This is a genomic window from Anaerococcus rubeinfantis (genome assembly GCF_001487145.1).
Classification (GTDB): domain Bacteria; phylum Bacillota; class Clostridia; order Tissierellales; family Peptoniphilaceae; genus Anaerococcus; species Anaerococcus rubeinfantis.
Genome location: NZ_LN913016.1, coordinates 1,599,834 through 1,623,606, shown reverse-complemented (window position 1 = coordinate 1,623,606; position 23,773 = coordinate 1,599,834). Strand labels below are relative to the sequence as shown.

The window sequence follows — 23,773 nt, the reverse complement described above, 5'->3', positions numbered from 1 at the left end:
CAGGATGTTTGTAAATACGAAAATATAATATGATTTATTTTGTTGAGTTTTGTATGGCATGTAATTGTTAATGCCTGAATAGTTTATAGTTATTATCGAAATGAGGTCAACATATAATTGAATTTGATAGTGTAAAAGATTTCTATTTTTAATAATGTTTAAACATTGACATACAAAATATTTTAGCGAATTCAATACAGAGGTTACAGAACATGAAAAAAATTTTTAGAATTATCGTGGATAAACTTTATTATATAAGTCTTATTATACTAATACTAACATTAGTTCCGATAGGAGTTATTTTATATAAAATATTTCTTGAGTTGGGTCATGTCGAGTGTTTGAAATATTTACTTATTTTCTTTATTTCTTGGATAAGTTTAATGTACTGTTTTAATTCGACATCAAGAAAACCTATTGATTATTGGAGTATTTTTGATATTTTAGTTTTCGGTCTTTGTTTTCTATCTGTAATTTTATCAGTTCAATTATTACCCGACATATCAGGCGTTCATTTATGGTTAATTATTCTAAGCGTCTTATTACTTTTGTTAATCGCATCTTTAGTGATTAATTTGTTTATATATAATAAATTCCTATTTATAGTTTTTTGTGCTAGTTTAATTTATGGAATCATAAATGATGATATGTACAATGTGCTCTTAGCCCTTATTACTTATATTATGGGTAGTCTAGATATTGATGATATTAAAAAGCATTTTAAGCTAGATATTTTTAATGAGGAAAAGTTCATTAAAGATAAGTATTTAACTATGTTGGCAATATCAAGCACAGCCCTTGCCAATGTTATTGGTGAACCTATATTAAAGTTTATTTTTAAAAATATTAACTTGTGTTTTTATGGCTATCACTTCAATGAGATTATTTATAGGGGTGGATTTAGGGTTATTTTTTCAAGCATTACCTTTATGGTATTGCTGTCCATATATAAAATGAATATAAATAAAATAGTAAAAAGATATACTGATTCTGACAACAGCGGTGATATTGAAGAGAATTTATCTGAAAATGAAGATTTAGATAAACACAATGATAAACTTGATCAAATGCCTGAAAGAAAAGACTTAAATATAAAAGATGATTTCGTGAAAAAGGATCGTAAGAAGACAACTGTATTTATTATAGCTTTTGCCATGGTTTTAGGAATTGTAGGGAAGCTATTTTCTGAGAGAGAGAAGAAAGAAAATGACTAGAAAAATATTTAATTACAGAGATTGGGACATAGAAACTGAGGCCATTACGGGATTAAGTGATTAAAAAGGTGCTTATTTTGTCATCTTTAATAATAACAGAAAACATGCATAAGAGTGTGATAGTTGAAAAATTACCAGGAGAAATATTTATATCAGATTTTAGTAGAGAAATTTTTGAGAAAGAAATAGATAGAAAATTGAGAGGAAGTTTAGATAGTAAAGAAAAGCTATTTTAAAAACTATACAATGTAAAAAGTCTATTGGGATTTAGTAAAAAAAGTATAAAGGTTAAAAATAATTTTAATAGAAGAGATATTTAAAGAATTAATCAAAAAAATATTTTGAAAACCATAACCAATTAGGAGAAGAATTCACTAAAATAAATGTGATTTTTAATTGAATTGATATTATGTTCCTCTCAAATTGTGAGTTTCATCAGCTAAATAGTATAATCATATTGAGGTGTAATTATGAAATTATATATGGAGAATATAGGTAAGCTTGCTAATACTGAAATTGATATTGATGGTATTACAGTTATAGCTGGAAAAAATGGTACTGGTAAGTCTACTATTGGAAAAGCTTTGTATAGTGTTTTTTCTAGTTTTTACGCTTATAAAGACAATATTAATCAATTAAGAAATTATTTATTATTAAAAGAGCTAAGAAAACAATTAAGTTTATATTTTTTTAGAAGTATTAATGAGGAAAAATTAGATTCATTTCTTATGGATTTATATAAAAATAGGTATATTTATAAAGATGATAAGGATAAACTGAAAATAGATATTTTAAATTTTATGAATCAAATGAATCTAGAATTGGAAAAACATGGTTTTGCTGATAGTTCGGTGGATAATTATGATATAAATATAGATATAATTGATAATATTATGGATACTTTATTTATTGATGATGAAACTATGCTTAATTATATTGTAAGTCAAACTTTTAATAATGAATTTAATAATCAAGTAAAAAATTTATCCAATCTTGATAATATTGGCAGGGTTAATCTTAGAATCAAAGATAAGAATTTAAATATTACTTTTGCTAAAAATGGCAAACTAAAGATAAAAAATCCAATTTTAATTTCTAAAAAAGTTGTTTATATAGATGACCCTTATATAATTGATAAAATAGACAACTATAGATTTCATGATATTAGTCCAATAGAGTTTCTTGACCATAGAGATGATTTATTTGATTTAATAAAGGAAGAAAAGAGCCCAGAAAGTATTTTGATTGATGAAAGTTTATCTAAAATTAGTAAACATATATCCAAGGCTAGTAATATAGACGTTTATAATAACCATGGTAGATACTATTATATATCTTCCAACAAAGAAGAAAAAATTGATATTAAAAATGCTTCTACTGGTCTTAAAACTTTTATTATTATAAAGATGCTATTAGAAAATGGGTCTTTGCAAAAAAATGGAACTATAGTTTTAGATGAGCCAGAAACACATTTGCACCCAGATTGGCAAATTATCTTTGCTGAGTTAATTGTTTTATTAAATAAATATTTGGGTATGCATATTCTTATTAATAGCCACAGTCCTTATTTTGTTAGGGCTATTGAGGTTTATTCTTCAAAACATGAGGTCGCTGATAAGTGTAAATATTATTTAGCTTATGATAATGAGAAATCTGGATTAGCAGAAGTTAAAGATGTAAGCGATTCGGTTAATGAAATTTATTCTACCTTATCTTCTGCTTTTGATATTCTTGAACAAGAGAGTTTATTATGAGAAAATATTTAAAAGATCTTGTTTATGATTTTTTTGGTGATGAATTTTGTCAAAATATTGATGTTTCAAGTGTATTTAGTGACTTTTCTCATACTTCTTATGATGATAATGATGGAGAAATTTTTATAGATTCTAATGATAAATGTATAGACTTTGATAAAGTAAAGGAATATTATTTCAAAAAACATAATACTAAACATCAGAAGATTCATGAAAGAAAAAATCATGGAGAGAAGTATATTTACATGAGAGAATATTCGTCTAATGATGCTGTTAAAATTTTTAATGATATGGATTATTTTATTGAGTTTAAAAATCAAAATAAACCTAAAATAAATAAAATATATAGTAAGATAAAGGATTCTTTATTAATTTATATGGATATATTTGATGAAAATTTATCTTATACTAGAGAAAATGTAGGGTATATTTTAGTTTATAATCCTAAAAAAGATATAAATGACAAAAGTGGTCTTGGTCAATATGAGGAATATGATAAACTTCAGAATAAGATTAAATCTTTAGCTAAAAGAAAAGTTGATAAATTTGGCTTGAAATCCAATTTAGAAGAATTTTATTTTAAAGATGTTATTGTTTTATCTAAAAATGAATTTGAAAGAAAAATTAACTTATAAAAAATTTAATAGAATGTAATAAAGTAGCCCCAAAATCAATATTATTAATTATGGGGCTATTAATATAGTAAATTTTAATATATTTGATTATTAATCTACAAGCCAAACAAAAACCTACAAATCCCAAGTATCAATAAATGCACTGGATAGAACAAATAATTGAACCATTTATTTTGCTTTCCTTTTTCTCCATTATAAAAATTAATGACAGCAAATCCTAGTATTGAGTAGAATTCTTTAATTATCACGAGGTATGACAATAAACTTCCAACAAGTCTTTTATCGTAAAAAAGGTAGAGGATAAAAATTATTATTATGGAATAATAATCGTAGTCGAAGGATAAAAGTGTTGCTATTCCTGCATTTATTGCAACTATTAATATGGAAAGAGCAAGCCATGCGTATTTGTTTTTGATTTTTTCTTTTAATTTGTCGACAATTATAAGGGTCAAAAGTCCAAGGGCGAGGGCCCACATTATATTTTGCGACCTGTTATTTATAAAAACTTTTGATTGGAACATATCGTAGGGAATTTCTGAAATTATGGCGAAAATCAACAGATTTCGCAGATATTTTCCCCTTGATTTTGTTTTATAAAAGCCTTCTACAATCATAAAGGCAAAAATTGGAAAGGCGATTCGTCCGATTATATCAAAAATAGTTGATATGGTCACGAGTGGCTCTTGGTAATTTAAAAGCGGGGTTATGATTGCTTTATTAAAATGATCAATAAACATTGAAATAAAGGCAATATATTTTAATTCTGCTCCGTTTATTTGAAATTTTTTTTGTATTTGTTTAAATTTTTTCATGTTTTCCCTTTCGCTTTGGTATTTTAATAAAACTATTCTTTCTGTCTTATTTATAATAATACTTATTCTTTTATATCAAAGATATGGAAAATATGCAATATAATATTTTCATATTTAGAAATATTAAAAGTACGAAGGAAAAAGTAAATTATTATATAAAAATAATAAAGAGATCTCTCGACTACGCTCGAGATGGGTTTAGACTTCGTTTAGGTTTATATGAGCTATAATCTTTAATATATAAATTGAATATTTTAATATGAAAGAAAAGTAAAAGATAAGATTTAAAGTTAATGTATATGGGTAATTCTAAATTAAGAATCATGCAAAAATGGAGAAAGTTATGGCTGATTATTATGTATATATACTTGCAAATAAAAGCAACTCTACTATTTATATAGGCTATACTTATAATCTTGAAAAAAGATTATACGAACACAGAAATCATGTCGTAGAAGGCTTTACTGACAAATATAATTGTACAAAATTGGTATATTATGAATGTCTAGACGATAAATATGAGGCCTTATCAAGGGAAGAACAACTAAAAAGGTGGTCTAGGGAAAAGAAAAATAGATTAATAAATTCAATAAATCCAAAGTGGAGGGACTTATCTTTGGATTGGTATAGGTAAGTTGATTTTAATTTAGAAGAAAATTCAAGGAAAGAGCGAATTATAAGATGAATTTAATAAAGAGATCTCTTGATTCGCTTTGCTCACTCGAGATGGTAGGTCATAAAACCCATCTCGACCGACTGTAAGGAGTGGAGAGATCTCATGGATCAAATAAATCTAGAAATAAAGTATGCATATCAAAAAAGCCATAGAGAATCCAAGGTAAAAATGGAATTATCATCACTATACAATCCAGAGATCTCTCGGCAAGCTCGAGATGGGCTATACTTCGTTTTATTAATTTAAGTTTAAGCAAATAATTCATTATAAAAATTAATATAAGAATATAAAGTAGAATAAAAACTTTATTAATAAATTAAACAGAAAATCAATAAAATATAAGAGTAAAACAGTTACTTTAGTAATTAACAAAATCCAATAATAACCCATCTCGAGCGAAGTCGAGAGATCTCATGGGTTAAGTGAATTTAAAGATAATTAAGCAATAAAAAACATGAAGTCCAAGAAAAAAATTACAATCTAATATAATGAAATTTTTTTAAACTATAGTAAATAAAAAACAGCAAAAGTATTTCTACTTTGCTGTTTTTGTATTTTTTATTAGATAAATAATCCTGCACATACAACAGATACTACTGTTATAAGTTTTACTAGGATATTAAGTGATGGGCCGGATGTATCTTTGAATGGATCTCCTACTGTATCACCTACTACTGCAGCGTGGTGGGCTGGTGAATTCTTTCCACCTTCAGATCCTGATTCTATAAATTTCTTAGCATTATCCCAAGCTCCTCCTGCGTTTGACATGAAGATTGCCATTAATACGCCTGTAACTAGGGCTCCTGCTAATAGTCCTCCTAGGGTTTCTGGTCCAAATACTTTTCCTATAAATAATGGTACTACTATTGCTAGTGCTCCTGGTACTACCATTTCTTTTAGGGAAGCTTTTGTTGAGATATCTACACATGATGCGTAGTCTGGATCGTCTGTTCCTTCTAGGATTCCTGGTTTTTCTTTGAATTGTCTTCTTACTTCGTTGATCATTTCTGTTGCAGCTTTTCCAACTGAATTCATTGTTAAAGCTGAGAATAAAAATGGTAACATTCCTCCTACGAACATTCCTGCTACTACTTTTGAATCTAGTAGTGATAGGTTGTCAAGGTTTAGTGTGTCTGTGTAAGTTACAAATAGTGAAAGTGCTGTTAGAGCTGCAGATCCTATTGCAAATCCTTTACCGATTGCTGCTGTTGTGTTTCCTACTGAATCAAGGCTATCTGTGATTTCACGAACTGATTCGTCTAGTCCACTCATTTCTGCAATTCCACCGGCATTGTCTGAAATTGGTCCATAAGCGTCAACTGTTACTGTTGTTGCTGTGATTGATAACATTCCTACTGCTGCAAGGGCAATTCCGTACATTTGCATTGTGTGGAATGAAACCAAAATTCCAATAGCTATAAGAATGATTGGTCCAACTGTTGAAAGCATTCCGCTTGATAATCCTGCGATTATGTTTGTAGCTGCTCCTGTTTGACTTTCTTCAGCTATTCTTTTTACTTGCTTGTAATTTTCAGATGTAAATACTTCTGATAAAAATCCTATTGCAATTCCTACAAGTATTCCCACAACTATACAGATTGCTGCTTTCAAATTTCCAAAAAATATTGGTGAAAGGATAAATGATGCTACAAGAACAATTGCTCCTGATAGATAAATTGTCATCATTAGTGCTGATTGTGGTGATTTTTGTTTTTTTCTTAAGAACAAGAAAGCTGCAAGGATTGATGCGATTATACCAATTGATGAAAGTACAAGTGGGAATCTTATTCCTGCATCTCCAAAGATTGAAAAACCAAGAACCATTGATGAAAGGATTGCTCCTGAATATGATTCGAAAAGGTCAGCTCCCATTCCTGCAACGTCTCCTACGTTATCTCCAACGTTATCGGCGATAACTGCGGGGTTTCTTGGGTCATCTTCTGGGATTCCTTTTTCAACTTTTCCTACAAGGTCAGCTCCAACGTCTGCTGCTTTTGTGTAGATTCCTCCACCAACTCTTGCGAAAAGTGCAACTGAACTTGCTCCAAATGAATATCCCATAAGGATAGCTGGGTCTCTAAAGATTAAATAAACAATTCCAACTCCCAAAAGTCCAAATCCTGTTACTGCAAATCCCATTACGGATCCACCAGCAAAGGCAACTTTAAGGGCAGATGGAAGTCCACTTTCCATAGCTTCGTTTGTACATCTAGCATTTGAGGCTGTAGAAATTCTCATACCTACATAACCTGCTGCCATTGATAATAAGGAACCAAGGATATAACAAATCATGGTATTAATGTTAATAAAAATTGCTATAAGAATTGAAACAATAATTACAAAGATAATAACATATTTATACTCACGAGATATAAATGCCATAGCTCCTTCTTTAATATTTCCTGATATAGTTCTCATTCTATCGTTTCCTTCGCTAACTGGAAGTATATTTGTTTTAATTTGCAAAGCCATAAAACAAATTGCGATAATTGCTACTATTACAGGTAGTAAATCAGATAACATATATTCCTCCTATTTTTAATTTTTACTCTTACTATTATATAACATAATATAGATATAAACAATTGTTTTTGATAGAATCTTGGAAAAAAATGAGAAAATTAGAGGAATTATTGGAAAAAATTATTAAATTTTATAAAAATATGGGATTTAGTTGTTTTTTTAAAAATTTAATTAAAAGTTTACCCATCTCGAGTAGATAAATATGCCTTGATTTGGCATATTTATCCCTAAAACTAGTGAGAGAGCATGGAAGAATTTACGTAGTAATTGAGTTTTCATAAGCACGGAAAAATTTGCGAAGCAAATGGGGTTTAGTGTTGAGAGATCTCATGGATTAAATGTAGTTATAGGAAATGTAAATATTTAAAGAAATAGTCTGAGATAATCCAAGGGAAAATCAAATTGCACGCCGAATATAATGTAAGAGATCTCTAGACAAGCTCGAGATAGGTTGTACTTCGTTTGAGTTATTTATATTTAGTAAGTAACTCATTATAAAAGTTAATATTAGAATATAAAGTTTACTATGAACTTTAGAAATAAAATAATGATAACAATCACCCATCTCGAGCAGATAATTATGCCTTGATTTGGCATAATTATCCCTAAAACTAGTGCGAGAGCACGGAAAAATTTGCGAAGCAAATGGGGTTTAGTGTCGAGAGATCTCTTGGATTAAGTGAATATTAAAATATAATATGTACAAGAAATAAAAATACTTTTATTTAATAAATTTAAAGAAATTCGATAATTGACATTTTAAAGTCTAAGAATTAAAATATTATTAGGAATTGAAAACAAATGTTTTGCGAGTAGTGCATTTATGCGCTACTCGATTTTTTTATCTTTATTTAAATTTTACATAAATATGAAAAACAAAAAAGGATATTTCAAAATACTTGATACTTTGAAATATCCTTTTTAAATTTAAGATTTTACTTGACTTAAATTTCCTTGGCATACTTGCCAAGCTGGCATTTCCATTTTTAATTCAAATTGTCCAATCAAAAATGATGAGATAATTGTTGTCAAAAATGAATATATTAAGTGTCCAAATGGGATATAAATTAAGGATAGGCCTAGGACGATGTAATCTGTAAACAAGTAGGCTCTTGATATTGGCCATTTTGTTTTTTTGGAAATTGTCATTGCCAAGGCGTCGTCGCCTCCTGCACATCCTCCGGCTGTAACTGCTATTCCACAGCCACATCCTATAAATATTCCACCAAATATTGCTGCCATTAATGGCATATCATAAAGGCTTGGAATTACTGGTCCAATAAAGTCAAAAATCCAATAAAATACTGCAAACATTATTGTTGCTACAATGGATTTTTTTAAAAATATTCTTCCGAGCATTGAAAATCCTAAAAGATAGCATAAGCCATCCAAAATTGGTGTGGTGTAGGCAAGATTCATATTTAAGGCTTTTTTCAAAAATAAGCCAAGTCCCAAAACTCCACCCTCTGTTATTTGCGCTTGTTCATGGATATTTATTACTCCAAATGACATAATTGCACAACCAAGGGAAATAATCAAAAATTCTTTTTTCGTAACTTCTAAACTTCTCAGAAATTTTCTGAGCATAAATTTTCACTCCTAATCTGGCGATTAGCAAAACAAAAAAGACTGCTGTCTTAGTTAACAACTAATCGCGCAATCTTCGGCTGGTGTTGATGCTTTTTTTGTTTAGATTATTTTTTCTTGTAAAAACTCTGAGCTTATAGAAGAATTTAAGGCCAAATAAATCCCACATCAGGCACTTATAAGGCGGGTTCAACTCCCACGAATCAGATAAAAACTACCGATAAAAAATCGGCAACCACCGTTTTACAACAGTTCTTCGAATATTATAATACCTGCTTTTTTTGATTTGTAAAGTTTTAAGGTTTTTTTAGAGTTTAAACTGGAATAAGTCCAAAACCATATCCAGAGAAGAAGTTATTTGAGATTTCTGAATTAATTATGGATTTAATTTATTTTCCATTATTATTACTATGTTTAAAATTAATATTAGCCTTAAATAATCCATGAGATCTCTCCACACTAAAACTCATTTTCTTCGCAAATTCCTCCGTGCTTTGCACTAGTTTTAGGGATAAATATGCCAAATCAAGGCATATTTATCGGCTCGAGATGGATAAATATGGTATTTATTTAAATGCTGAAGTTTATATTTTAGATTAAAATATGGTTTATGAAAATTTTTGATTTAATTAAGAAATTCAAATCAAGTATACAAACAAAGTCATATAACCCATCTCGAGCTTCGTCGAGAGATCTCTTTATTAATTTTGGATTTTAATTTATTTTTAACCTGTGAAATTTCAATCTAATAGCTTATGATTTTTAAAATGATATAATAAATATGTTATCGTACCCAAACTGGTAACAGTGAGGGGGTGAAGTCATGAATGTTCTCGAATCTATAATAATATCTGTTGCAGCTAACATATTAGCTCATTATGTTATCAAATGGCTAGATAGATATTCAAAATACGATAATTAGCCTAAAAAAGACAGGAGCCGTCACTCCTGTCTTTTTGTGTGCCATGGTATAATTCTCGAATCCATGCTCAATATTATTATATAAGTTTTTATTTTATTTTCAATCTAATAGTTTATGATTTTTAAAATGATATAATAAATATGTTATCGTACCCAAACTGGTAACAGTTGGGAGGTGAGGTTATGGAAAAACTCGGTACCATTTTAATATCTGTTGCAGGTAATGTAATAGCTCATTATATTATCAAGTGGCTAGACAGATATTGTAAACACGATAATTAGCACAAAGAAAGACAGGAGTGGCTGCTCCTGTCTTTTTGTTTGGTCATGGATATAACTCGGTACCATGCTCAATATTATTATATAAGATTTTATTTTAATTTCAATTTAATAGTTTGAGATTTTTTAAAATGATATAATAAATATGTTATCGTACCCAAACTGGTAACAGTTGGGAGGTGAGGTTATGGAAAAACTCGGTACCATTTTAATATCTGTCGCAGGTAATGTAATAGCTCATTATATTATCAAGTGGCTAGACAGATATTATAAACACGGTAATTAGCACAAAAAAGACAGGAGTGGCTGCTCCTGTCTTTTTGTTTGGTCATGGATATAACTCGGTACCATGCTCAATATTATTATATAAGATTTTATTTTAATTTCAATATGGTCCTATTTTATAATTTTTGAAATTCTAGGTTTCATATAATTTTTTGCATACATTACAAATGAGATCTCTCGACAAGCTCGAGATGGGTAAATATGGTATTTATTTAAAGGCTAAAGTTTGTATTTTAGATTGAAATATTTGCTTAATGAATGTGTTAAGTTTAATAAAATAAAATTAAATTATACTAATAGACAATGAGCCGTTTCATATATTGATGAGAAAATATTCGATATATCAAAAAAATGATAGTATATGAAAATATTTAAAGACTTAAAACCTGATGGGTATAATGATTATAAGATGATATTTTCTATTTTAAATTGAGATAAAATTTTAATTTTTGGAGGAGGGTATTTACATATGAATTTAGCAGATCCTAAAGATATTGCTGTTAAAATATTTTTATTGATTCCAATTATTTTATGCTTATTTTCTTCATATATGATAGATAAGACTAATGGAAATATTATAGCAGGATTTAATACTATGGAAGAAGGTAAGAAAGAAGAGCTAATAAGAAAAGGATATCTATCAAAAGTCAAAAAAATGACTTTTATAATGAGCATACCTTTAGTTATTGCCTTTTTGTCTAGTTTTTTTGTTAAGAATGTTAATCTTTATAATGATATTCTTATGGGAGCATGGGGGTTATTTGGAATAATTACGATTTTAGGAATTGTAGTTGTTAATTATTCTATAAGAAAATAATGCCTAGAATTTTTGAAATATTTTGTGTAAAAAACCTCCTGATTTAGTAGATAAAAACTAATCAGGAGGAATTTTTACAACCTATATTTTAAAAATAGATTATTATTTTTTACTTATTTATAAAATTTTAATATAAAATTCAAAAGGAAGCGAAACCCATCTCGAGCCTGTCGAGAGATCTCTGGATTAATTTTAGAATATAATTTACTTTTATTTTGCCTAATAATCTAAAAATCTATTTATATTAAATCACTTATAAAATATTCTATGCCCAATTTCCATCAACAAATACGTCAAATTCTTCTCCGTCTTTGTAGGCTTTTATTGTCAAATCTTTTGCTCCTACCATAAAATCTTCGTGGATTAGGGAATCATTTAAGCCGATTTTGTGAAGGTCTTTGTCTTCTACTTCTGTTCCGCCTTTTACTGTTGTTGGGTAGGCTTTTCCAAGGGCGAAGTGGCAGGAGGCGTTTTCGTCAAATAGGGTGTTAAAAAATAAAATATTTGATTTTGATATTGGAGATTCGTATGGAACTAGGGCAATTTCTCCCAAATATTTTGCATTTTCGTCTGATTCTAACATTTCTTTTAAGGTATCGTAGCCTTCTTCTGCCTTAAAATCTACAACTTTTCCATTTTCAAAGGTGAATTCAAAATTATTTATTATAACCCCATTGTAAACGAGTGGTTTTACAGCAACGAGTCTTCCATCAACTCCGTCAAATTGTGGTGAAGTGAAAACTTCTTCTGTTGGAATATTTGGCAAAAATAAATCGCCTTTTTCATTTTTTGATGAAGCTGACATCCAAATGTGATTTTTTGGTAATTTTACACTTAAATCTGTTCCGTTTTTTGAAGTATAATGAACCTCATCAAATTGGTGAGAATTTAAAAATTCTGCCTTTTCATTTAATAAGTTTATATGGTCATTCCAATTTTTTTTGGTTTTTTCCCAATCTTCATCAACACGGCTCACGTCAAAAATTACTTCCCATAATTTGTCCACTGCTTTTTCTTCATCAAGGTCTGGGAAAATTTTCTTTGCCCATTTTTTTGTTGGATAGGCAATCACAAGCCATGAAACCATATCATTCATAGTATATTTTACAAAATCTTTTAATTTCAAAGAATTTTCTCTAACAGCTTCTGCTATCTTTTTTTGGTCCAAATCTTTTAATAAATCTGGGTCATCGCCGATTATTGAAATCCTATTTGACCTGTGTTTTTCAAGTTGGTAAATATTTTTTTCTATAATATAATCAGGAACTTCGTTTAAAGTTTCTTGGGTCTCATAGGTATATTTTAATTTTGTGATTTCTTCATCTTTCCAATTAATACTTACAAGTCTTGCTCCTTTTTCGTAGGCATATTTCGCAATAAGCCTTGCAAGGTTTGGATCTTCCAAGGAAGAATTAATTAAAACGTCTTCATTTTTTTGCACATTCACACCAAATTCAACTGCAAGTTTGGCATAATTTTCTAATTTATTTTTGTTTACTGTCATATTTCCCTCCGTTTTTTTCATTATACTATATTCCAGTGGTATAATAAAATTTAGAAATGGAGGGAAAAAATGCTAAAAAGAAATGAAGTTGATATAAAAGAAACATGGAAATTGGAAGATTTATTTGAAAATGATGAGAAATTTTATGAAGAACTTGATAGAACAATCAAAAAAAGTGAAAATTTCAAAAAAACTTACAAGGAAATAGACTCTTCTGAAAAATTATATAAGGGATTAAAAGATTTGTCTGAAATTTACGGTGCCATGCACAGGTTAGGATCTTTTGCAGGAATTTCTACAGAAGTTGACGCCAACGATCCACATCCACAAAAAAGATATGCAAATTTTGGGGCAAAGGCAAGTGGAATTTATGCAAATTTAGCTTTTTTTGATGGGCTTTTGACAAAAATTGATGAAAAAATTATAAATGAAGTGAGAGAAAATCACAAAGATTATGATTATTTTCTAAAAAGGGCCTTGGACAAAAAAGATCATATTTTGGATGAGGCGGCTGAAGAAGTTATTTCAAAATTATCTCCAACTTTTGATGCACCTTACGGAGAATATGCTTCTTTGCGTTATGGGGATATAAAAGTTGATGATATTAAAATTGATGGGAAAAATATTCCATTAAATCACAATACTTTTGAAGAATATTACGAAACTGATAAAAATACAGAAATTAGAAGGGAAGCTTTCAAAAATTATCATAAAGCACTTTCTCGCTATGAATCAGGAAACGGGGCAATTTATAATACACACATAAATAATGAAAAAATCCTTGCAAATTTAAGAGGATATGATTCAGTAATCGATATGCTTTTGGATTATCAAGATATTCCAAGAGAAATTTATGATAATCATATTGATACAATAATTGAAAAACTTCCAAAACACATGAGAAAATATGCAAATATTTTGAAAAAAGTTTACAAACTTGACGAGATGACCTATGCAGATTTAAAACTTTCAATTGATTCTGGTTTTTCAAAAGAAATTGAAATCGAAGAGGCAAGAGATTATATAGTAGATGGCCTAAAAGTTTTGGGAGATGATTATGTAGAAATGCTCAAAAAAGCCTTCAGCGATAGGTGGATTGATTATGCGCAAAACGAGGGGAAAAGAACCGGAGCATTTTGTGATACACCTTACGGCTGCCATTCTTATATAATGACAACCTACAACAAGGACATGAGCCAAGTAATGACTCTTGCTCACGAGCTGGGACACGCTGGACATTTTGAAAACACAAACAAAAATCAAGATGCACTAAACACAGACGTTTCAATGTATTTTGTAGAAAGTCCATCAACAGCAAATGAAATAACCATGGAAAGATATTTACTAAAAAATGCCAAGGACGATAGGGAAAAATTGTGGGTTTTGGATACAATGATTTCAAAAACCTACTACCACAATTTCGTAACCCATTTTCTAGAAGCAGCTTTCCAAAGAGAAGTTTACCAAAGAATTGACAAGGGAGAAAGCCTAACAGCAGGAGATTTCAAAGAAATTTTTGGTGAAAAATTAAAAGAATTTTGGGGTGAAGATGTGAAATTGGTTGAAGGATCCGATTTGACATGGATGCGCCAACCACATTATTACATGGGACTTTATCCATACACCTATTCAGCAGGACTTACAATAGGAACAAAAGTTTCAGATAAAATAATAAACGGAAACGAAGAAGACATAAAAAATTGGAGAGAAGTTTTAAACCTAGGCTCAACCCTAAGCCCAATGGATCTTTCTAAAAAAGCTGGAGTAGATATGACAAATACAAAAGCCTTAGAAGAAACCATTGAATTTATTGGAGAAATAATTGACCAAATAGATGAACTTTGCGAGAAGCTTGGTCTTTATAAATAAAAATAGAATAGATAATTTCCGAAAAGCAAAATTAAACTTTAGCAATTTAGAAAAGAAAATAAATACCCATCTCGACCTACCGTAGGGAATGGAGAGATCTCATGAGTTAAACAAATCTGGAGAATATAAAATAATTTCTAGTAAACTTCAATGGCGAAGTAAATTACTAGCAAAAATAAATTAAGAGATCTCTCGACTGCGCTCGAGATGGGTTAATTTTTTGATACACTTATATACTTCGAAATATTTTAAAAAATTCTACAAGAAACAATTATAAAAGCCATTATATTTTATTGATGAATAAAAATTATAAAATTCTAAAAATAGAATAGATAATTTCTTAAAATAAATCTAACTTTAGCAATTAAAAAACAAAACTCAAAACCCATCTCGAGCGAATGCAATGAGTCGAGAGATCTCATGAATTAGGTAAATCTAAAAATATAATTTATATTCCAAAAATTTCCTTTGCTTTTGGGTAAATATATTCATATACCAAATAGAAAGGAATTTTATGAAATATTTATCTAAACGATTTAATGGCAAATATGGATTTTTCAAATTTTTATTTTTGCTAATTTTAATTATTTTAGGCCCTGTGCCTGCAAGTTATAGTATTTTAATTAGGGGTGTGGACAAGTCGGTTTTATATATTATGACTGCGGCTTATGTCCTTATTGCTTTTTTATTTTTTCTGATTTTTTATAGGAGATTTAAATTTTCTGGGGGATTTTTTGAAAATTTGAGAGTGGTTATTCTTGCTCTTGCTGGAATTTATTTATTATCTTTTTTTCTTGAATTTGCCTTTGGTGAAAATATTACAAATCCTCAAAATCAAGAAACTATTGAATCAATGCTTAGGATGAATTTTTCTCCAGCTTTGATCGCCCATATTGTCCTTCTTGGACCTCTTGTTGAGGAATATACTTTTAGGGAATATCTTCCAGGTGTTTTTAGAAATATTTTCAAAAGACGTGACCAGGATATAAAGGATTTTCTTGCCCTTATTATGGCAAATATATTGTTTTCCCTTGCCCATATGCCAACTGATATTTATAGCTTTTTGGTGTATTTTTCAATTGGATTTGTACTTGTCTTGGTGAGATTTTTTACAAATAATTTGAAATTATCCGCCCTTGTCCACATTTTTTGGAATTTGTTGTCAAGTTTACTATTATATTTTGCTATTTAAAATATTTTAAATTAAAAGAGGCTTTTGCAAAAATTATTTTGCTAAAGCCTCTATTTTTTATTCTAAGTTTACTTCCTTGTATCCATCAAATTTTATCTTATTTACTGCATCCGCCTGATCAATATCTGAATATAATTGTTGGATATTATAATCTATTGCTCCATTTTGCTCGATAATATTTGAAACCTCATAAACTACAAAAGTTTCTTTTGCTTTTGTTTTTTCGACTTCATCTCCATCGTCGTTATAATCTTTATGAACCTCGTCATAATTTATTTTGTAAATATAAACAAGGGAGAACAATCCTCCTTGACCCTTTTCAAGATCTTCTTTTGGAACTTTCTTTTCATATAATCCCGCTAATTCTATTTCAAGATTTTTGGTTTTTGTTGAAAAATAACTTCCATCTGATAGGTATCGGTCAGATATTTCTTTTTGTATATCTCCCTCAAATTTTTCAACATTATCTTCATTTATATCATCGTAAGAATTTATAAATTTATCTAAACCCTTAACCTTAAATTTCTTTTGGATTTTGTCATCTGTAAAAGAAATTTTGTATGGAGGTAGGGCAGTATATTCAACAGTAGCAGTTATTTCGTCACCGTTTTTGATATTTTTTTCTTTGTCCAAGGTGATTTTTTGACTATAAGCTTCTTCGATTTCCTCTTTTAAAAATTTATTTTTATATTGGCTTAAAATTGGAGAGCCAACTGTTGAAGCTGATGCCTTTGCATATCCACTATAACCGTTAACATCAAATTTAATATCAACACCTGACGTGTTAAATTCTGCATCTGCTTGTAGGCTAAAATAAATAAATTTTCCCAAGAAAAACAAAATAACAAGGCCCAAAATTCCAAGACCTATAAAGATATATTTTTTTTGATTTTCTTTAGAAATGCTCAAGCTTCCTTCTTCATTGCTTGAAGAAAAAGAATTTTTTTCCTCACTATCATTGTTTGATTCATCAAGATAACTTAGTTTCTCGGTATAATTTTTTTCGTTTTTAGAAGACTCATCCTCGTTTTCATAAGAAATTTTCTCATCATTTTTATTATTTTCAAACGAATCCGAAAAATCTTTACCATCAGTTTTGTCATCATCAGGATAATTCTTCTTAAAACCAGAAGAAAAATCGTAAGCCCCGTGTCTAACTTCTCCACTAGCATAAGTTTTGTTTTGATTTTCTTTTTTATCAAAAGATTTATTAAGAATCTCATCCCTGTTTAATACACGAGTTTTACCAAAATCTTCATCGCTTTTTACTTCTTCATTTGAAAAATCTGACTTAATATTTTCATCAGAATTTTCATCTTCCCTTAATTTTTTGCTAAGACCTTCACTAGCATTGGCTAAATTTTTCTTTGCTTCTTTAAATGATCCCTTAAAAGATTCCTTTACAGCTTCGATGTCAACATCATTGACATTTTCATATTTTTTCTTAGAAACAGCCATAATTAAAAAATAAATAGAAGCTACAAAAGAAATCATAGCCAAAACAAGAAGAAATTCAGCAAATTTTGCCCTTCCTGGACTAAAAGTTAAAATTAAATTTTGGCCTTGCATAGCAAGATTTTCAAATTTCTCTTCAATTCCACTCAAAGCACTAAAATCAGGATTCATAAAATTGACACCCTTGAGAGTATTTTTGGCTAAATTCAAAAAGCTAATCAAAGGATGAATCAAAATATATGAAATAAGCATGAGTCCACAAGATGCTGCAGAAAAAACATATTCATAAAGATTTGCCTTAAAAATAAAAATTTCAACAAGTAGCAAAATGAGATTTACAAAAAATAAAAATTTAATAAATCCCATGTAGGAAATCATATCTTTGAAATTATTAATATATTTAAAAAGACCAAACCCCAAATTTCCTAAAAATTTTTCGATATCATTGCCTGCAAGCTGGATAGATTGGTAGAGCTCAGACAAAGATTTGATTTTTGCTAAAAATAGACCTATAAGAATTAACAAAATAGCCTGAATTGCAATTTGACCAATATAAAGCGCAAGCTTTCCCTGTTTCTTAGTCATAATTTTCTCCTTTTAAAAAAAATATTTTTTTAAAAATTATTCACATAATTTATACATAATATTATAACATAATCTGATAAAAATTTCTGGTATTTTTCTATAAAAATAATTTAGCAAAGTAAAAGAAAAAACTGAAAAATACGGATAAAATTATAAGAAAAACAAATTAAATATAAAAATAAAATAATATTTAAAAGCTTAATAATCCTATAAAAAGTTTGAATAAAATATTGCTATTGGATGAATTTTTCTATATAATAGGAGTAAGTGTTTATCACAACTTAAAGTGATAATATTTAAAAGTTAGGAGAAGTTATGAAAATAGCATCTATGGAATATAAAAATGGAATTTCTAACTTGCTCAACTCTAAATTCGATGAAAATGAAGTTGTTGTCAAAAAATATGAAAATTTTGAGGACATAATTCTCGAGGACGACTTATCGGAATTTGATTTAATTCTAGTGGATATGACTCATACTAGGTGTATCGAGCTAATCCAGTACATAAAACAAACTACAAATATTCCGGTAATCTATCTTACCGATAGGTACAAAAAAAGTCCATACGAAGCAAAAATTGACGACAAGGATTTTGTAATTCATTCATATTCGAGGGACGAATTTGTAAAATATACCCTAAAAAAGGTCGATGAGATTAATAATTCCAAAATTATTTCTTTTGGTTTTTGCTCAATCGAAGTTGACAATGGGATTTTTAGAATTGGAAACGATATTCTAGATCTTACAAAATCTGAGATAAGTCTTTGTACAATTCTTATTAAAAATCTCAACAGGCCAGTTTCTAAAGAAATTATTGTAAAAGAAATGGCAAAAATGGGAATTGAAACAACAGATAGATCAGTTAGAGAACATGTTAGAAAAATCCGTAAAGAATTTAAAAAGGTTAAACTCGAACCAATAAAAACAGTAAGAGGCCAAGGCTACACTTGGGTTTTGGAATCTTGTGATGTGAGAAAATAAGTTTGAGCCAGCGAAAGCTGGCTTTTCTTGTACATGAAAATATTTTGTGATATTATATAAATATCTTCAGGGTGAGGTTAGATTCCTAACCGGCAGTTAAAGTCTGCGAGTTTTTTACTGAATGGGTGAAATTCCCATACCGACAGTTATAGTCTGGATGAGAGAAGATATTCTTTTTATGAGAAATTATTTAAGCCCTGAAAGGGCATTGAGCGTAGACAAAGTCAGTTTAGTAATTTATTATTAATTTAGAATAAAATTACGCAAAAACCCATCTCGACTAAGTGAGTGAAACGAACGCACGGAGAGATTTCATGAGATCTCTCGACTCACTACGTACGATGAATCGGGATAAATAACCGAAATCAACGGTTGTTTATCTGCTCGAAATGGGTGAAAATTTAGTTTGTCAACAATCTGAGCCCTGAAAGGGCATTTTTTTATGCCGAATTTTAGGAGGAAATTATGAGTCATGATCAAAAAAAATTAAGAAATTTAGTCAAAGTTGGAATTCTTGCAGCCATGAGTTTTATTCTCATGTTTTTTCAATTTCCAATTCCAGTTGCACCACCTTTTATGAAAGTTGACCTTGCAGATGTGCCAGCCCTTATTGGTGGATTTTCAATGGGACCTGTTTATGGAATTTTGATTCAACTTATTAAAAATATTTTAAATTTAAGCAAAACTAGCACTTATGGAGTTGGAGAAGTTTCAAATTTTGTTGTCGGCGGACTTTTTGTATTTGTTTCTGCAAGTATATATAAAAGAAATAAAACCAAAAAAAATGCAACCATAGCTATGATTTGTGGAGTTTTGGTTATGTCACTTGCAGCAACCCTATCAAACGCCTTCGTAATTTTCCCACTTTATGGAAAAGCAATGGGAGTTGACATGGGTGCTTTTGTAGCAATGGCAAACAAAACAAACGCCTTGGTAAAATCATATTTTACCATGATGATTTTTGCTATCGTTCCATTTAATTTGATAAAAGGATTTATTGAAATTTTGGTGACAAAATTATTGTACAAACACGTTTCAGGAATCTTGCACGATAGAAAATAAACATCTTAATTTTAAAACAGACTTAAAGGTCTGTTTTTTAATTTAAATAATTTCATTATTTTCCAAAAACACAAAACTTCAGCTATTAAATAAGTAGACCAATAACCCATCTCGAGCGACTGTAAGGAGTCGAGAGATCTCATTCATTAAGTGGATTTAAAAATTCAGTATGAATATAAATAAGAAAATATGGAGAATCTCAAAGAAAAAATAAATAACAAGCAAAGATAATAAAAGAGATCTCTCGACTACGCTCGAGATGAGTTTTAGTGGTATGTACTTTATTTCTAAAGGATTTTTTATATTTCAAATATTGGAGATTTTTTATTTTAAATAAATTTTAAAATTGAACTTTAGTTTTTAAATAAATCAACTAATCACCCATCTCGACCAGGTAAATATTCCTTGATTTGGAATATTTACTCCTAAAACAAAGTGAGATATCACTGGAGAGTTTGTAAAACAAACGTGTTTTAGTACGCAGGAAGTGGAGAGATCTCGTTCATTAAGTGAATTTAAAAATTCAGTATGAATATAAATAAGAAAATATGGAGAATCTCAAAGAAAAAATAAATAACAAGCAAAGATAATCTTGGAGATCTCTCGGCAGGCTCGAGATGGGTTTGAGTTTTATGTATTCTATTGCTAAAGGATTCTTTATACTTTAAATATTGTTAATTTATTTTTATTTCAAATAAATCTTTAAATCTGAAAAAAATAGAACTTTAGCAATTAAATAAGTCAAACAATAACCCATCTCGAGCGATCAAAGAGAGTTGAGAGATCTCTATTATTATTTTTGGCAAGAGATTGAATTTTATTTTTATCTAAATTTAATCCCGAAGATCTCTCGACTGCACTCGAGATGGGTTTTAGTTTTATGTACTTTACTTCTAAGAAATTTTTCGATTTTAATCCTTGTAAATATTTTTACATCTTTATATTTTCGAGTGGAATTTATAACTTATTTCCCTTAAAAATCATTGGATTTTTTTGATTTTAGATTATAATATATCTTACAAAAAACCTTAAAATTAACTTTTGTAGTATAATAGATGATAAGGAGTTTTTATGAGGATTAATTCTTTAAAGGAAATAGAAGATTTTGCTTTTGAATTTTCTAAAAAATTGAAAAAAGGCCAAGTTATTAATTTAATTGGTGAAATGGGTAGTGGGAAGACTACTTTTGTTTCTTTTGTTTGCAAATATTTTGGGATTTCTAATACTTCATCTCCGACTTTTGCTATTGTAAATATTTATGATGGCAAAAAGGGTGAAGAGGATTTTCCGATTTATCACCTTGATCTTTATAGGTTTGAAGATCCTGATGAAATTTTGGATATTGATTATGAAAATTATTTTTATCCTGAAGACGCCATTACATTTTTGGAATGGGCAGACAAGGCCAGTGGATATCTTCCAGATGATATGATTGAAGTTAATATAGAAAAAATTGATGAGAACGCTAGGGAAATTAGCGTGAAATTTTTAGATTAGGAGATTTTATGAGAGTTTTAGGAATTGATACTTCCACAATGATTTCTACTGTAACTGTTGTTGAAGATGAAAAAGTCATTGGGGATTTTAATGTAAATCAAGAAAAAACTCATTCTGAATCGCTTGTTCCAATGATTGAAACTTTGTTGAAACTTTTGGGACTCAAGCTTTCTGATATTGATATTTTTGCCATAAGCCAAGGACCGGGATCTTTTACGGGTTTAAGAATTGGGATGACAATTGCAAAGACTTTTGCCCAAGTTGGAAATAAAAAATTAATTCCGGTTTCAACTTTAAAGGCCCTTGCCCTAAATTCTTCTTCAAATAAAGCGAAAGCTTCTATGCTTGATGCTAGGGGAAAAAGAGTTTATGGGGTAATGTATGATGAAAATATGAATGAAATTGTAAAAGAAGACTTATATAATATTGATGATTTTTCAAAACTTTGTAATGAAAAAAATATAGATTTTGATTTGGTTTCAGAAGTCGGTGAAAAATATAGGGACAAATTTGATAGGGCAAGAATTTTGGATTTTTCTTATAATTCTTGTATTGGGAAAAATTTGTGTAAACTTGCTCTTTTGAAAAAAGATGAAGACTATGATCTTTATAAGCTTGTTCCAAATTATTTGAGAAAATCACAAGCGGAAAGGGATAGAGAAAAGAAAAATGATTAGAACTATGACTGTAGGAGATACGGACAAGGTTTATAAAATCGAAGCCAGGTCATTTTTTAGGCCCATGCCCAAAAAAGACCTAATAAATGATATTGAAAAAAATAAGCACAAGGATTTTTTTGTATACGAAAAAAACGGAGAAGCTGTTGGATTTTATATAATTTCAAAAATTTTGGATGAGATAGAAATTTATACTATTGCAGTTGATGAACTTTATCGTGGTCAAAATATAGGATCACTTATGCTTGAGCATATGATAAATTTCGCAAAAAATTTAAAAGTTTCCAAAATTTGGCTTGAGGTTTCTACCAAAAATATCCCGGCTATTAATCTTTACCAAAAATTTGGTTTTGAAAAAATTAGACTTAGGGAAAATTATTATGCAAGAACTCACGAAGATGCTTATATAATGTTAAAGGAATTGGATTAGATGAAAGATTTTTATACAATGGGAATTGAAACTTCCTGTGACGATTCTTCAGTTGCTATTTTGAAAAACGACAGGGAAGTTTTGATAAATTTAATATCATCACAAATTGATATACATAAAATATTTGGAGGAGTTGTGCCAGAAATCGCCTCAAGAAAACACCTTGAAGCTATAAATCCTTTGATTGAAAAGGCACTTTTAGATACAAATTTGACTTATAAAGACCTTGATTTAATTTCTGTTACAAAAGGTCCAGGTCTTATTGGTTCACTTTTGGTAGGAATTTCTGCTGCCAAGGCTCTTTCTTTGTCAGCAAATATTCCAATGATTGGAACAAATCACATGCAAGGCCATATTTGTGCAAATTATTTGTCAAATAAAGACCTAGAACCACCATTTATTTCTTTGGTTGTAAGTGGAGGCCATACTTATCTTGTAAAAGTAAATGGCTACACTGATTATGAAATTATTGGAACAACAAGGGATGATGCGGCTGGAGAATCTTACGATAAAATTGCAAGATCAATAGGACTTGGTTATCCAGGAGGACCAAAAATTGATAAACTTGCAAAAGAAGGAAACAAGGATGCGATAGATTTTCCAAGAATTATGCTTGAAAAAGATTCTTATGATTTTTCATTTTCAGGACTTAAAACTTCAGTTTTAAATTACATGAACCATCAAAATCAAAAAAATATAGAAATAAATAAGGCTGACTTGGCAGCAAGTTTCCAAGAAGCCGTTGTTGATGTTTTGGTAGAAAAATCTATGAGATTAATTGATGAGACCGGTCTAAAAACTTTGGCAGTTTCTGGCGGAGTTGCTGCAAATTCTAGATTAAAAGAAAGACTAAATGAAGAATGTGAAAAAAGAGGGGTCAAATTTTATTATCCAGATATAATTTTGTGCACAGACAATGCAGCCATGATTGCTATGGCAGGATATTTAAATTATAAGGCAGGAGCAAGGTCTGATAATTACTTAAAAGTTTATCCGAATTTAGGACTTTAATTTGATA

At 29.3% G+C, this 23,773-nt stretch carries 19 protein-coding genes and 1 riboswitch; of the genes, 14 read left to right on the top strand and 5 right to left on the bottom strand.

The window, feature by feature from the left end:
* Positions 1–383 precede the first annotated feature (383 nt).
* From BN3265_RS08620 to BN3265_RS08610, 4 genes are all read left to right on the top strand, one after another.
* Positions 384–1,214, top strand: coding sequence for a hypothetical protein (locus tag BN3265_RS08620; RefSeq protein WP_148363013.1), 831 nt, complete (start codon positions 384–386; stop codon positions 1,212–1,214).
* A 77-nt stretch (positions 1,215–1,291) separates the two neighbouring features.
* The gene (locus BN3265_RS09495) at positions 1,292–1,450 is read left to right on the top strand and encodes a hypothetical protein (protein WP_157667249.1); all 159 of its coding nucleotides are present in this window, start codon (positions 1,292–1,294) and stop codon (positions 1,448–1,450) included.
* A gap of 234 nt (positions 1,451–1,684) precedes the next feature.
* Positions 1,685–2,968, top strand: a complete 1,284-nt coding sequence (locus BN3265_RS08615) for an AAA family ATPase (RefSeq protein ID WP_058991164.1) — start codon at positions 1,685–1,687, stop codon at positions 2,966–2,968.
* Positions 2,965–3,603, top strand: a complete 639-nt coding sequence (locus BN3265_RS08610; RefSeq protein WP_058991163.1) for a hypothetical protein — start codon at positions 2,965–2,967, stop codon at positions 3,601–3,603. Before BN3265_RS08615 ends, BN3265_RS08610 begins: the two co-directional genes overlap by 4 nt.
* 95 nt (positions 3,604–3,698) lie before the next feature.
* Here the strand turns inward: BN3265_RS08610 and BN3265_RS08605 are convergent, their stop codons facing one another.
* Positions 3,699–4,415 (bottom strand): TraX family protein, encoded by a 717-nt coding sequence (locus tag BN3265_RS08605; RefSeq protein ID WP_058991162.1) that lies wholly within the window; start codon positions 4,413–4,415, stop codon positions 3,699–3,701.
* A gap of 343 nt (positions 4,416–4,758) precedes the next feature.
* On the opposite strand from BN3265_RS08605, the gene BN3265_RS08600 reads away from it, so the two are divergent.
* Entirely contained in the window at positions 4,759–5,049 is a 291-nt protein-coding gene (locus tag BN3265_RS08600) for a GIY-YIG nuclease family protein (protein ID WP_058991161.1), read from the top strand.
* A gap of 603 nt (positions 5,050–5,652) precedes the next feature.
* Here BN3265_RS08600 and BN3265_RS08595 read toward each other — a convergent pair.
* Both BN3265_RS08595 and BN3265_RS08590 read right to left on the bottom strand, forming a co-directional pair.
* Positions 5,653–7,614, bottom strand: coding sequence for a sodium-translocating pyrophosphatase (locus BN3265_RS08595; protein WP_058991160.1), 1,962 nt, complete (start codon positions 7,612–7,614; stop codon positions 5,653–5,655).
* 927 nt (positions 7,615–8,541) lie between these two features.
* Positions 8,542–9,201, bottom strand: a complete 660-nt coding sequence (locus BN3265_RS08590) for a DUF6198 family protein (protein WP_058991159.1) — start codon at positions 9,199–9,201, stop codon at positions 8,542–8,544.
* Positions 9,202–11,155: 1,954 nt separating this feature from the next.
* Here BN3265_RS08590 and BN3265_RS08585 point away from each other — a divergent pair.
* Entirely contained in the window at positions 11,156–11,503 is a 348-nt protein-coding gene (locus BN3265_RS08585) for a DUF3784 domain-containing protein (RefSeq protein ID WP_058991158.1), read from the top strand.
* A gap of 265 nt (positions 11,504–11,768) precedes the next feature.
* On the opposite strand, the gene BN3265_RS08580 is transcribed toward BN3265_RS08585, so the two are convergent.
* A complete protein-coding gene (locus BN3265_RS08580; protein WP_058991157.1) occupies positions 11,769–13,007 on the bottom strand; it encodes an aminopeptidase in 1,239 nt (412 codons plus the stop codon).
* A gap of 69 nt (positions 13,008–13,076) precedes the next feature.
* Between BN3265_RS08580 and pepF the strand changes: the two genes are divergently transcribed.
* Together pepF and BN3265_RS08570 are read left to right on the top strand one after the other, a co-directional pair.
* Entirely contained in the window at positions 13,077–14,876 is a 1,800-nt protein-coding gene (gene pepF, locus BN3265_RS08575) for an oligoendopeptidase F (RefSeq protein ID WP_058991156.1), read from the top strand.
* Positions 14,877–15,390: 514 nt separating this feature from the next.
* A complete protein-coding gene (locus BN3265_RS08570; protein ID WP_058991155.1) occupies positions 15,391–16,068 on the top strand; it encodes a CPBP family intramembrane glutamic endopeptidase in 678 nt (225 codons plus the stop codon).
* 57 nt (positions 16,069–16,125) lie between these two features.
* On the opposite strand, the gene BN3265_RS08565 is transcribed toward BN3265_RS08570, so the two are convergent.
* A complete protein-coding gene (locus BN3265_RS08565) occupies positions 16,126–18,108 on the bottom strand; it encodes a hypothetical protein (protein WP_058991154.1) in 1,983 nt (660 codons plus the stop codon).
* A 315-nt stretch (positions 18,109–18,423) separates the two neighbouring features.
* Here BN3265_RS08565 and BN3265_RS08560 point away from each other — a divergent pair, with 315 nt between their 5' ends.
* The 6 genes from BN3265_RS08560 to tsaD all read left to right on the top strand — a co-directional run bounded on the left by BN3265_RS08560 (position 18,424) and on the right by tsaD (position 23,766).
* Positions 18,424–19,089 carry a winged helix-turn-helix domain-containing protein gene (locus tag BN3265_RS08560; protein WP_058991153.1) on the top strand — a complete coding sequence of 222 codons (666 nt, stop codon included), beginning with the start codon at positions 18,424–18,426 and terminating at the stop codon, positions 19,087–19,089.
* Positions 19,090–19,147: 58 nt separating this feature from the next.
* A riboswitch (FMN riboswitch) is annotated at positions 19,148–19,262 on the top strand.
* 292 nt (positions 19,263–19,554) lie between these two features.
* Positions 19,555–20,151, top strand: coding sequence for an ECF transporter S component (locus BN3265_RS08555; RefSeq protein WP_058991152.1), 597 nt, complete (start codon positions 19,555–19,557; stop codon positions 20,149–20,151).
* Between the two features lie 1,071 nt (positions 20,152–21,222).
* Positions 21,223–21,648 (top strand): tRNA (adenosine(37)-N6)-threonylcarbamoyltransferase complex ATPase subunit type 1 TsaE, encoded by a 426-nt coding sequence (gene tsaE / locus BN3265_RS08550; protein WP_058991151.1) that lies wholly within the window; start codon positions 21,223–21,225, stop codon positions 21,646–21,648.
* Positions 21,649–21,656: 8 nt separating this feature from the next.
* Positions 21,657–22,325 carry a tRNA (adenosine(37)-N6)-threonylcarbamoyltransferase complex dimerization subunit type 1 TsaB gene (gene tsaB, locus BN3265_RS08545; RefSeq protein WP_058991150.1) on the top strand — a complete coding sequence of 223 codons (669 nt, stop codon included), beginning with the start codon at positions 21,657–21,659 and terminating at the stop codon, positions 22,323–22,325.
* Entirely contained in the window at positions 22,318–22,755 is a 438-nt protein-coding gene (gene rimI / locus BN3265_RS09695; RefSeq protein WP_058991149.1) for a ribosomal protein S18-alanine N-acetyltransferase, read from the top strand. Before tsaB ends, rimI begins: the two co-directional genes overlap by 8 nt.
* On the top strand, positions 22,756–23,766 hold the full coding sequence (gene tsaD / locus BN3265_RS08535) for a tRNA (adenosine(37)-N6)-threonylcarbamoyltransferase complex transferase subunit TsaD (protein ID WP_058991148.1): 1,011 nt from the start codon (positions 22,756–22,758) through the stop codon (positions 23,764–23,766).
* Positions 23,767–23,773: the final 7 nt, after the last annotated feature.

What these genes read in the sequence shown, in the direction of transcription:
- pepF (WP_058991156.1), top strand. Translation starts at nt 13,077, where the DNA reads ATGCTAAAAAGAAATGAAGTTGATATAAAAGAAACATGGAAATTGGAA.
- rimI (WP_058991149.1), top strand. Translation starts at nt 22,318, where the DNA reads ATGATTAGAACTATGACTGTAGGAGATACGGACAAGGTTTATAAAATC.
- BN3265_RS08590 (WP_058991159.1), bottom strand. Translation starts at nt 9,201, where the DNA reads ATGCTCAGAAAATTTCTGAGAAGTTTAGAAGTTACGAAAAAAGAATTT.
- BN3265_RS08605 (WP_058991162.1), bottom strand. Translation starts at nt 4,415, where the DNA reads ATGAAAAAATTTAAACAAATACAAAAAAAATTTCAAATAAACGGAGCA.
- BN3265_RS08565 (WP_058991154.1), bottom strand. Translation starts at nt 18,108, where the DNA reads ATGACTAAGAAACAGGGAAAGCTTGCGCTTTATATTGGTCAAATTGCA.
- BN3265_RS08580 (WP_058991157.1), bottom strand. Translation starts at nt 13,007, where the DNA reads ATGACAGTAAACAAAAATAAATTAGAAAATTATGCCAAACTTGCAGTT.
- BN3265_RS08570 (WP_058991155.1), top strand. Translation starts at nt 15,391, where the DNA reads ATGAAATATTTATCTAAACGATTTAATGGCAAATATGGATTTTTCAAA.
- BN3265_RS08610 (WP_058991163.1), top strand. Translation starts at nt 2,965, where the DNA reads ATGAGAAAATATTTAAAAGATCTTGTTTATGATTTTTTTGGTGATGAA.
- BN3265_RS08555 (WP_058991152.1), top strand. Translation starts at nt 19,555, where the DNA reads ATGAGTCATGATCAAAAAAAATTAAGAAATTTAGTCAAAGTTGGAATT.
- BN3265_RS08585 (WP_058991158.1), top strand. Translation starts at nt 11,156, where the DNA reads ATGAATTTAGCAGATCCTAAAGATATTGCTGTTAAAATATTTTTATTG.
- BN3265_RS08595 (WP_058991160.1), bottom strand. Translation starts at nt 7,614, where the DNA reads ATGTTATCTGATTTACTACCTGTAATAGTAGCAATTATCGCAATTTGT.
- BN3265_RS08620 (WP_148363013.1), top strand. Translation starts at nt 384, where the DNA reads ATGTACTGTTTTAATTCGACATCAAGAAAACCTATTGATTATTGGAGT.
- BN3265_RS08615 (WP_058991164.1), top strand. Translation starts at nt 1,685, where the DNA reads ATGAAATTATATATGGAGAATATAGGTAAGCTTGCTAATACTGAAATT.
- tsaE (WP_058991151.1), top strand. Translation starts at nt 21,223, where the DNA reads ATGAGGATTAATTCTTTAAAGGAAATAGAAGATTTTGCTTTTGAATTT.
- BN3265_RS08560 (WP_058991153.1), top strand. Translation starts at nt 18,424, where the DNA reads ATGAAAATAGCATCTATGGAATATAAAAATGGAATTTCTAACTTGCTC.
- tsaB (WP_058991150.1), top strand. Translation starts at nt 21,657, where the DNA reads ATGAGAGTTTTAGGAATTGATACTTCCACAATGATTTCTACTGTAACT.
- BN3265_RS08600 (WP_058991161.1), top strand. Translation starts at nt 4,759, where the DNA reads ATGGCTGATTATTATGTATATATACTTGCAAATAAAAGCAACTCTACT.
- tsaD (WP_058991148.1), top strand. Translation starts at nt 22,756, where the DNA reads ATGAAAGATTTTTATACAATGGGAATTGAAACTTCCTGTGACGATTCT.